Origin of the sequence: Siccirubricoccus soli (assembly GCF_024178315.1) — a bacterium.
GTDB classification, from domain to species: Bacteria; Pseudomonadota; Alphaproteobacteria; order Acetobacterales; family Acetobacteraceae; genus Siccirubricoccus; species Siccirubricoccus soli.
On sequence record NZ_JAMZIK010000172.1, the window covers coordinates 22209 to 29961 of the forward strand.

Below are 7753 nucleotides of genomic sequence, written 5' to 3' on the forward strand. Positions count from 1 at the left end.
GCCCCAGGTTCCGCATGTCCGGGGCAGCGCCCTTCACCCTGGCGGTTTCCGGCCGGCCCGAACCTGCTCTAGGGTCCGGGAAAGCCCTGGAGACGCCGCCATGAACCTCGCCCGCTTCCCCCGCATTCGGCTCGGCCACCTGCCGACGCCGCTGGAGAGGATGGAGGCGCTGACCCGCCACCTCGGGGGACCGCAGCTTTGGATCAAGCGGGATGACTGCACGGGCCTCTCCACCGGCGGCAACAAGACGCGGAAGCTGGAGTACCTGTGCGCGGAGGCGCTCGGCCAGCAGGCCGACATCGTCATCACCCAGGGCGCCACCCAGTCCAACCACGCCCGCCAGACCGCAGCCGCGGCGGCGAAGCTGGGTCTTGAGTGCCTGATCCTGCTGGAGGACCGGACCGGCTATGCCGATCCCGCCTACAAATTCTCCGGCAACGTCCTGATGGACAAGCTGCACGGCGCCCAGGTTTCCCGCCGCCCCGGCGGGGCCGACATGCAGGCGGAGATGGAGGCGGTGGCGGCGGAGCTGCGGGCCAAGGGCCGCCGCCCCTATGTCATCCCCGGCGGCGGCTCCAACCCCGTCGGCGCGCTGGGCTATGTCAACGCGGCGCAGGAACTGGTCACCCAAGCGTCCGACATGGGGCTGCGCATCGACCATCTGGTGCATGCCACGGGCAGCGCCGGCACCCAGGCGGGGCTGGTGGCCGGGCTGGTGGCGCTGAATTCCGGCATCCCGGTCCTCGGCATCGGCGTCCGCGCCCCGAAGCCGCGGCAGGAGGCCAATGTGCTGGCCCTGGCCGAGCGCACCGCCGCCCATCTCGGCCTGCCCGGCCTCATCCGGCCGGAGCATGTGGTGGCCAATTGCGACTATGTCGGCCAGGGCTACGGCATCCCGACCGAGGGCATGGTCGAGGCGGTGAAGCTGGTGGCGCAGAAGGAGGGCATCCTGCTCGACCCGGTCTATTCCGGGAAGGGCATGGCCGGCCTCATCGACCTGATCGGCAAGGGCGTCTTCACCAAGGACCAGAACGTCGTCTTCCTCCACACCGGCGGCCAGGCCGGGCTGTTCGGCTACCCGGAGGCCTTCGGCCTGCCGGCGGAGCTGGGCTGAACTCAAGGGTTCCAAGGGGTTGAACGCACCGCGTTCACCGACCCTTTAGCGGGGAGAGCGCGAGAGGGCCGTCCCGGCATTGCCGCGACGGCCCTCTCGCTGTCAGGCGCTTCCTGTTAAGCTGCTGTGAATGCCCGCTCCCCGATTGCTGCTGCCTGATGCCCCGGCCCTGGTCGCCGCCCATGGCCGCGCCACGCTGCTGACGCCCGATGGGGAGCTGCTGGAGCTGCCGGCGGAGGGTCTCGCCCGCGCCCTGGCGGACCATCCCCCGCCCCTCCTGGTCCACGCCCCCGCCACCGCCCGCCGCCTGGACCTGCCCCGCTTCGAGGCCGCCTTCGATCTGCTGGAGCTCTTCGCCTTCTGCCGCCCGGCCCAGCTTGCCGCCCCCACCCCCCGCGGCCTCGCCATGGCGCTGGACCTGTCCCTGCCGCAGGACGATGCCGCCGCCGCCGCCCTGCTGCCGGAGATCGCCACCGTCCTGCTGCGCCACCTCGCCCTCGGCCGCGGCACGCCGCTGAACCGGGACGCCGGCATCCTGGCGGCGCAGATGGAGAAGGCCGCCGCCTGGCCCTGGGCCCCCGCCATCCTTGCCGCCCTGGGCGTGGAAGCCCCCAAGCCCTCCCTCGATGCCCACAAGGTCTGGCGCCGCCTGCCGGAATGGGAGGATCCCGGCCCGCCCCAGCCCCCCGCCAGCTTCGACGTCTCCCCCACCGAGGCCCGGCTGCGCCTCGGCCAGATCCTCGGGGAGGGGGCCGAGCAGCGGCCGCAGCAGGCGGATTACGCCTCCGCTGCCGCCGGCGCCTTCGCCCCGCGCGACGAGAAGGGCCAGCCCCGTCTGGTCCTGGCCGAGGCCGGCACCGGCACCGGCAAGACCCTGGGCTACATCGCCCCCGCCTCCCTCTGGGCGGAGCGCAACGGCGCGCCGGTCTGGATCTCCACCTTCACCCGCAACCTGCAGCGCCAGATCGACCAGGAGCTCAGCCGCCTCTACCCCGATCCGGAGGAGCGGCGCCGCCGCATCGTCGTCCGCAAGGGGCGGGAGAACTACCTGTGCCTTCTCAACCTTGAGGAGATGCTGGGCCAGGCCGGCCAGCCGGACATGGCCATCCCCCTCGGCCTCGTCGCCCGCTGGGCGCTGGCGACGCGCGACGGCGACCTGATGGGCGGCGATTTCCCCGGCTGGATCGGGGAGCTGCACGGGCCGCACGCCATCTGGCCGCTGGCCGACCGCCGGGGGGAATGCATCCGCTCTGCCTGCCCGCGCTACAAGCAGTGCTTCGTCGAGCATTCCATCCGCCGTGCCCGCACCGCGACGCTGGTGGTGGCCAACCACGCCCTGGTCATGGTCCAGGCAGCGCTGGGCGGCGGCGAGGATGGCCGCCCCATCCGCTATGTCTTCGACGAGGGCCATCACCTCTTCGATGCCGCCGATGCCGCCTTCAGCGCCGCCGTCACCGGCGCCGAGACGGCCGAGCTGCGCCGCTGGCTGCTCGGCGCCGAGGGCGGCCGCAGCCGCGCCCGCGGCCTCCGCCGCCGCATCGAGGAACTGGCCGGCGACCTGCCGGACCTGCTGCCCCCCATGGAGGCCGCACTGCAGGCCGCCCGCGCCCTGCCGGGCCTCGGCTGGTCCAGCCGCCTGTCCGAGGAGCCGCGCCCTGCCGCCAGCGAGGCCGCGGCCGAGCGCCAGGCCAACCCCACCGAGGCCTTCCTCCGCGCCGCCCGCCGCCAGGTCCTGGCCCGCGCCGAGGAGGATGACGGGCTCTACGACCAGCAATGCGACCTGCACCCGCTGGGCGAGGGCATCGGCGAGGCTGCCGAGGCGCTGGAACGCGCCCTGAAGCGGCTGGAGGAGCCGCTGACCACCCTGCGGGACCGCCTCCAGGCCCGGCTGGAGGACGATGTCTCGGAACTGGAGACGGGCGACCGCATCCGGCTGGAGACCGCCGCGCGGGGGATCGAGCGCCGGGGGCTGCTGCCGCTGAAGGCTTGGCAGGCCATGCTGCGCACCCTGGCGGCCCCGCCGCCCACGCCGGGCGAGCGGCGCGACTTCGTGGATTGGCTGGCCGTAACCCGGCGCGAGGGGCGGGAGGTGGATGCCGGCCTTCACCGGCACTGGCTGGACCCCACCACCCCCTTCGCGCTGAACGTGGCGGCACCCGCCCATGGGCTACTCATCACCTCCGCCACCCTGCGGGATGCCGGGCTGGCGGAGGAGCCGGAAGCCGCCTGGGCAGCGGCCGAGGCCCGCACCGGCGCCAGCCACCTGGCCGCGCCCGCCATCCGCGCCGCCGTCGCCTCGCCCTTCGACTACGCCGCCCGCACCCGCGCCTTCGTCGTCACGGACGTGGAACGCACCCGCCCCGGCCAGGTGGCGGCGGCGATGCAGGCGCTGTTCCTCGCCTCGGGCGGCGGGGCGCTCGGCCTCTTCACCGCCATCCGGCGGCTGCGGGAATGCCAGCAGCGCATGGCGCCGGGGTTGGAGCGGGCGGGCATCCCGCTCTACGCCCAGCATGTGGACGCCATGGACAACGCCACCCTGGTCGATGTCTTCCGGGCGGAGGAGGATGCCTGCCTGCTGGGGACGGATGCCATGCGGGACGGGGTGGATGTCCCCGGCCGCTCCCTTCGCCTGCTGGTCTTCGACCGGGTGCCCTGGCCCCGCCCCTCCATCCTGCACCGGGAACGGCGGATCCACCTCTCGGGCGGCGATCCCAAGGGCTATGACGATGCGCTTGCCCGCCACCGGCTGCGCCAGGCCTTCGGCCGGCTGATCCGAAGGGCGGATGACAAGGGCGTCTTCGTCCTGCTCGACCGCTCCTGCCCCTCCCGCCTCCTGGCCGGGCTGCCGCCGGGGGTGCAGCCCCGCCGGGTGGGGCTGGCGGAGGCGGTGGCGGAGACCCGGGCCTTTCTCTCTGAAGGGGCTGCGTCTGACGGAACCGCGAGTTGACGCCGCGCTCGCGACGCGCGACCTGAGGCGGGAAAGCGAGGCCCCCATGCCGAACACCCGTTTCAACCCGCAGGAGGCGCTGGTCTGCGCCATGGTGCTGATGGGCGCCTCCGACCGGCGGATGTCCGATGCGGAGCTTGGGATGATGTCCCGGCTGGTGCAGGAATTGCCGGTCTTCAGCGACTTCCACCCGAGCGGCATCGCCAGCGTGACCGAGACCTGCCTGCGCCTGCTGGAGCGGGAGGATGGGCTGGACCGCGCCTGCATCCTGATCCGGGACGCCCTGCCGCAGCGCCTGCGGGAGACCGCCTACCTGCTGGCCTGCGAGGTGGCGGCGGCGGATGGCGAGGCGACCCAGGCGGAGCTGCAATTCCTCCAGGAATTCCGCATCGCCCTGGATCTGGACCGGCTGATCGCCGGCGCCATCGAGCGGGCGGCGCGGGCCCGCTACCAAGTTGTCTAGGCCAAGGAGGGTAGCCCGGCCCCGAGGTTTGGATTAGGCTTGCACCCCGGCCCCCGCCGACCTATACATTGCAAGATCAATCACCATCCGTTTCTCGGGGGGTGGCCTTCACGGGCCGCCTTTTTTGTTTTTGCAGCACGAACGTCCACATCACGAAGGCCTGGAAGGGCGCATCGCCGAGGCGGTGGCGCCGACCATCGAGCATATGGGCTATGAGCTGGTCCGCGTGCAGGTAAGCGGCAAGGAACGCCCGGTGGTCCAGATCATGGCGGACCGCGTGGACGAGGCCCCCTTCACCGTCGAGGATTGCGAGGCGATCAGCCACGCCATCGGCGCCGTGCTGGATGTGGAGGACCCCATCAAGGGCGAATGGACGCTCGAGGTCTCCTCCGCCGGCATCGACCGCCCGCTGACCCGCACCAAGGACTGGAACCGCTTCGCCGGCCACCTGGCGCAGCTCGAGCTGCTGGTGCCGCAGGATGGCCGCAAGCGTTTCAAGGGCATCGTCCTCGGCGCCGATGCCGAGACCGCCCGGCTGCGCCTCGAGGACGGGACGGATCACGACTTTCCGCGCGGCAATATCCGCCGTGCCAAGCTGGTGCTGACCGACGAACTCATCGCCGCCACCGCGGCGCCCACCCAGAGGAACTGACCCATGGCCGTCGATATCGCCATCGCGCGCCCGGAGCTGCTGCAGGTCGCCGATGCCGTCGCGCGCGAGAAGATGATCGAGCGCGACGAGGTGCTGGAGGCGATGGAGCAGGCCATCCAGAAGGCCGGCCGCGCCAAGTACGGCCATGAGAAGGACATCCGTGCCGTCATCGACCGCAAATCCGGCGAGGTCCGCCTCTCCCGCTGGACCGAGGTGGTGGAGCAGGAGCCGGTGGAGAATGAGGCGACGCAGCTGCCGCTGCGCATCGCCCAGAAGATCCGCCCCGGCATCCAGGTGGGCGAGTTCATCGTCGATCCCCTGCCGCCGATCGATTTCGGCCGCATCGCCGCGCAGACCGCGAAGCAGGTCATCGTCCAGCGGGTGCGGGAGGTGGAGCGCGGCAAGCAGTTCCAGGAATACAAGGACCGCGTCGGCGAGATCGTGAACGGCGTGGTGAAGCGTACCGAGTACGGCAACCTCATGGTCGATCTCGGCCGCGCCGAGGCCCTGCTGCGCCGCGACGAGACCATCCCGCGCGAGGCCTTCCGCAACGGCGACCGCGTCCGCGCCTATATCTACGATGTGCGGGAGGAGCCCCGCGGCCCGCAGATCTTCCTCAGCCGCACCCATCCGGGCTTCCTGGCGAAGCTGTTCGCCCAGGAGGTGCCGGAGATCTATGACGGCATCATCGAGATCAAGGCGGTGGCGCGCGACCCCGGCAGCCGCGCCAAGATGGCGGTCATTTCGCGGGACAGCTCCATCGACCCCGTCGGCGCCTGCGTCGGCATGCGCGGCAGCCGCGTTCAGGCCGTGGTGGCGGAGCTGCAGGGCGAGAAGATCGACATCATCCCCTGGTCGCCCGACAACGCCACCTTCGTGGTGAACGCCCTGGCCCCGGCCGAGGTGACGAAGGTCGTGCTGGACGATGAGGCGCGGCGGGTTGAAGTCGTCGTCCCCGATGACCAGCTTTCGCTTGCCATCGGCCGGCGCGGCCAGAATGTCCGGCTCGCCTCCCAGCTCACGCGCTGGGATATCGACATCCTGACCGAGGCCGAGGAAAGCGAGCGCCGGCAGGAGGAATTCCGCAAGCGCAGCGGCCTCTTCGTCGAGGCGCTGGATGTGGATGACGTCATCGCCGGCCTGCTGGTGACCGAGGGCTTCACCTCGGTCGAGGACATCGTTTCGGTCGAGGATGACGAGCTGGCCGGCATCGAGGGCTTCGACGAGAGCGTCGCGGCCGAGCTGAAGCGCAGGGCCGAGGCCTTCCTCGCCCGCCGCGACGAGGAGCTGAACGAGCGCCGCCAGGCGCTCGGCGTCGAGGATGCGGTCGCCGAGGCCGGCGGCTTCACCATGGCGCAGCTGGTGGCGCTGGGCGAGAAGGGGGTGAAGACGCTGGACGACCTGGCCGACCTTGCCTCCGACGAGCTGATCGAGATCATCGGCGCCGACGACCTGGACGAGGAGACGGCGAACGCCATCATCATGGCGGCCCGCCAGCACTGGTTCGAGGGCGAGGACGGGGCCGAAGGGGAGCATGAGGAGGCGCCGCAGGATGGCGACACCCCCGCCGCCTGAGGCCGAACTGCCCGAGGCGGAGGAGGAGCTGCCGGAAAAAGGCCCCCTCCGCCGCTGCGTGGTGACGCGGGAGGTGCGGCCGAAGCAGGAGATGCTCCGCTTCGTCCTCGGCCCGGACCGGCATCTGGTGCCGGATCTGCAAGGGAAGCTGCCGGGTCGGGGAATGTGGTTGTCGGCCAGGGCCGATGTGTTAGAACGCGCGGTGACGCGCGGCGCCTTCCAGAAGGCGGCCCGCGGCACCGTGCACCTGCCCCCCGACCTTCGCGCGCGGATCGAGGATGGCCTGCGGCGCCGGGTTCGGGATCTCGTCGGCCTTGCCCGGCGGGCCGGCCAGGCGGTCAGCGGGTGGGTCGCGGTACGCGACTGGCTGCAGGCCGGCAAGGTGGGCCTGTTGGTGGAGGCTTCGGACGGCAGCCCGGCGGAACGGGCGCGATTGGTCGGCAGCCGCGGCACCCCGGTGGTGGCGCCCCTGCCGGCGGCGGATTTGGGCGGCGTTTTCGGCCGCGACCACGCGGTGCATGTGGCGATCGCCCCCGGACGGCTGGCGGACGCCATCCTGGCCGAGGCCAACCGCCTCTCCGGCATCGCCGGGGCGGCGGGGCAGCCGGCCAGGCCGGGCGGGGAACATCCTGGCCCGGCAGGGTGAGTTACGCCAGGCGCGGGCGATCGCGCCGCAGGGTTGAAACGGGCGGGGCCGCGGCGATGCGGCCCGCAGCCCATGGCATATGAGCGGCATGACGGCAGACGGATCGGGTTCGGACCAACGCATGAGTGACCAGAACGACCAGGATGCAGGCAAGAGCAGGCTGAGCCTCCGGCCGGCCGGCAGCCGCCTGGAGCTCGGCAAGACGGTGGACGCCGGCAGCGTCCGCCAGAGCTTCAGCCATGGTCGCAGCAAGACCGTGCAGGTCGAGGTGGTGAAGAAGCGCGTGGTCACGCCGGGCGCCCGGCCGGCCGGCCCGCCCGCGCCCGGCCAGGGCGGCGGCGGCGCGTCCGGCCCCT

General features: G+C 72.1%; 7 protein-coding genes. All 7 read left to right on the top strand.

Translation table 11 applies throughout. From position 1 onward, the window contains the following. The first annotated feature begins 100 nt into the window (after positions 1–100). The gene (cuyA, locus tag NJ376_RS23595) at positions 101–1114 is read left to right on the top strand and encodes a D-cysteate sulfo-lyase (protein ID WP_252955741.1); all 1014 of its coding nucleotides are present in this window, start codon (positions 101–103) and stop codon (positions 1112–1114) included. Positions 1115–1244: 130 nt separating this feature from the next. Then, positions 1245–4061, top strand: coding sequence for an ATP-dependent DNA helicase (locus NJ376_RS23600; protein WP_252955742.1), 2817 nt, complete (start codon positions 1245–1247; stop codon positions 4059–4061). A 46-nt stretch (positions 4062–4107) separates the two neighbouring features. Further along, complete coding sequence (locus NJ376_RS23605; RefSeq protein WP_252955743.1) at positions 4108–4524, top strand: tellurite resistance TerB family protein; 417 nt, start codon at positions 4108–4110, stop codon at positions 4522–4524. A gap of 130 nt (positions 4525–4654) precedes the next feature. Then, positions 4655–5176, top strand: coding sequence for a ribosome maturation factor RimP (gene rimP / locus NJ376_RS23610; RefSeq protein ID WP_252955744.1), 522 nt, complete (start codon positions 4655–4657; stop codon positions 5174–5176). A gap of 3 nt (positions 5177–5179) precedes the next feature. After that, positions 5180–6751, top strand: coding sequence for a transcription termination factor NusA (gene nusA, locus NJ376_RS23615; protein WP_252955745.1), 1572 nt, complete (start codon positions 5180–5182; stop codon positions 6749–6751). Beyond that, on the top strand, positions 6729–7397 hold the full coding sequence (locus NJ376_RS23620; RefSeq protein WP_252955746.1) for an RNA-binding protein: 669 nt from the start codon (positions 6729–6731) through the stop codon (positions 7395–7397). Before nusA ends, NJ376_RS23620 begins: the two co-directional genes overlap by 23 nt. A gap of 121 nt (positions 7398–7518) precedes the next feature. Further along, positions 7519–7753, top strand: a 235-nt coding sequence (locus tag NJ376_RS23625; RefSeq protein ID WP_252955747.1) for a translation initiation factor IF-2 associated domain-containing protein, incomplete at its 3' end; no start/stop codon positions are given.